Source organism: Kluyvera sp. Awk 3, assembly GCF_028069715.1.
In the GTDB taxonomy this organism is placed as follows: Bacteria; Pseudomonadota; Gammaproteobacteria; order Enterobacterales; family Enterobacteriaceae; genus Kluyvera; species Kluyvera georgiana_A.
This window is the reverse complement of the sequence record NZ_JANEWH010000251.1, coordinates 1-2,556: the sequence shown is the minus strand read 5'-3', so window position 1 is coordinate 2,556 and position 2,556 is coordinate 1. Positions and strand designations below refer to the sequence as shown.

The following is a 2,556-nucleotide window of genomic DNA, read 5'->3' as shown; positions in this document are numbered from 1 at the left end:
ATGCAAATGGGATCACGAATACGCCGTTACCCACCCTCAGCCAAAAATAAAAAACAATATTATTCATCTAGTTACATTTTCTTTGAAAAATACTCTGTATGAGGTAAATGATGTCGCAAAATCAAAGATACGCTTGACGGGAGGGGTAAAGGGTTATCAAAAAAGTCGCAGAAATGATGATTTTTCGTATAAAGTGCGTCTGCCATCACAAACATTGAAACGGTGTTTTGATAAATTAACACCTAATTTTTAAAATGACATCCACATCGGCCAGCGAAGTTGATAGCACCTCGCGACCGCATCAGTAAAAGGAGAGCACCATGGCTAAAGGCATGCGGGTAAAATTGAATTATGAGGTCAGCCGCGACCCGGACACCGGCGCGGAGGTCACCCGCTTAACACCACCAGAAGTCACCTGTCATCGTAACTACTTCTATCAGAAGTGCTTCTTTAACGATGGTAGCCATCTGCTGTTTGCTGGTGAGTTCGATGGCCATTGGAACTACTACTTACTGGATGTGGCGAACGCCGAAGCCGTACAGCTGACCGAAGGCGCTGGCGACAACACCTTTGGTGGTTTCCTGTCTCCGGACGACAAATCCCTTTACTACGTTAAGAACGACCGCACTCTGCTGGAAGTAAATCTTGAAACTCTGGCCGAGCGCGAAGTCTATCGCGTGCCGGACGACTGGGTTGGCTACGGTACCTGGGTGTCCAACAGCGACTGTACCAAGCTGGTCGGCATTGAAATCGCCAAAAGCGACTGGACGCCGCTGAACGACTGGAAACTGTTCCACGACTTCTTCCATAAAGGCCCGCACTGCCGCCTGCTGCGTGTCGATCTGCAAACCGGCGAAAGCGCGGTGATCCACGAAGAGAAAAACTGGCTCGGCCATCCGATCTACCGTCCGTTTGACGACAACACTGTCGCATTCTGCCACGAAGGCCCGCACGACCTGGTCGACGCGCGCATGTGGATGGTCAACGAAGACGGCAGCAACGTACGTAAAGTTAAAGAACATGCGGAAGGCGAAAGCTGCACCCACGAATTCTGGGTTCCGAATGGCTCCGCGCTGGTTTACGTTTCTTATCTGAAAGGCAAACAGGGTCGTACCATTTACCGTTTCAACCCGGACACCAACGTCAACGAAGCGTTGATGCAAATGCCGGCCTGTTCACACCTGATGAGTAATTTCGACGGCACCCTGCTGGTCGGCGACGGCTCCGGTACCCCGGTCGACGTGAAGGACACCAGCGGCTATACCATCGATAACGATCCGTATCTGTACGCGTTTGACGTAGCGAAGAAAGCCTACTTCCCGGTTGCCCGTCACGATACCTCGTGGGCAACGGTACAAAACAGCCGTCAGGTGACTCACCCGCATCCGTCCTTTACCCCGGACGACAGCGCGGTGCTGTTCAGCTCTGACAAAGACGGCAAGCCGGCGCTGTATATCGCCAAACTGCCAACCGAACGTAAGTTCATGCAAGCATAAGAATTTTAAGTTTAGTGTTTCTGTAACTGGCCTTGCCCTCCTCTGGAGGGCTTTTTTTTGCCTGCGGTTTGTGCGGACGTTGCTATTCCCTCGCCCCTTGGCACGGACGGCCCCCTCTCCCTTTTTAAGGGAGAGGGATGGGGTGAGGGTTTTACACCAAGCTCCCCCCCCTCACCCTAACCCTCTCCCCAAAGGGGCGAGGGAATATCCGAGCCAGAGAAATAGATTGTGCGCGCTGTATATGCTTCTGCCCCCACAAAAACGAAAACCCCCGGCCAAATGCTCCGGGGGGAAAACGGATGAGGGTCCGGTTTTGTTTATTTAGAAGGAGTAAGCCACACCTACACGCAGACGGGTCTGACGTTCATCGGTAGATTTCACACCCACGTTGCCCACTTCAAAATACGGAGACCAGTTTTTGTCCCACTTGTAGGCCATCTTCGCGTTATATTCGGTGCTGTAAGGTTTATTATTGTTACGATACAAGCTCTTATGCTGATCGTCTGCCACGGTACTGCGTGCATAAACGTAGTTCAGTTCCACACGCCAGTCGCCCATCGCCCAGCCTACCCAGGTATCCACTTTATTGACCTTGTCATCTACGCCGCCGCCGTTGCTGGAAGTGGCCGGAACGCGGGTATATTCATAACGGTAACGCGCCGCCACATAAAAACCATTATCAAAGCTGTACTGCGCGTGCAGGTACGGTTTGTAGATGGAGTAGCTGTCTTTACTTTCAATATTAAAGCCTGGGTTCAGGGCAAAGTTATCTGTCGCCTTCCAGCGCCAGTTAATGGATTCTTCGTGACCATTACCCACCATTTCGTTAAACGGACGATCCTGTTTATCAGTATCACCACCCGTTTTCCATTTTGCTTCGACGCCAAAACCAAGACCGTTATCAAATCGATGAGAAACCGCAACACGGTCAGCGTTGGAACCGCTGTCAATATATTCATGACGCAGGTCAACGGTTACCGCAGATGCAGCGAAAGACATGCCAGATAATACGGCCAGGGCCAGAGTTTTCTTTAACATTTGCCATCCCTCAATTGAAATT

General features: G+C 51.1%; 3 protein-coding genes. 2 read left to right on the top strand and 1 reads right to left on the bottom strand.

Features of this window, described 5'->3' with window-relative positions; translation table 11 throughout:
* Both NNN71_RS24335 and NNN71_RS24330 read left to right on the top strand, forming a co-directional pair.
* On the top strand, positions 1 to 253 hold a 253-nt coding region (locus NNN71_RS24335), incomplete at its 5' end, for a hypothetical protein (RefSeq protein WP_271459550.1).
* A 67-nt stretch (positions 254 to 320) separates the two neighbouring features.
* Complete coding sequence (locus NNN71_RS24330; RefSeq protein ID WP_064542904.1) at positions 321 to 1,496, top strand: oligogalacturonate lyase family protein; 1,176 nt, start codon at positions 321 to 323, stop codon at positions 1,494 to 1,496.
* 321 nt (positions 1,497 to 1,817) lie between these two features.
* Here the strand turns inward: NNN71_RS24330 and NNN71_RS24325 are convergent, their stop codons facing one another.
* On the bottom strand, positions 1,818 to 2,534 hold the full coding sequence (locus tag NNN71_RS24325) for an oligogalacturonate-specific porin KdgM family protein (protein WP_065358234.1): 717 nt from the start codon (positions 2,532 to 2,534) through the stop codon (positions 1,818 to 1,820).
* Between the last annotated feature and the right edge of the window lie 22 nt (positions 2,535 to 2,556).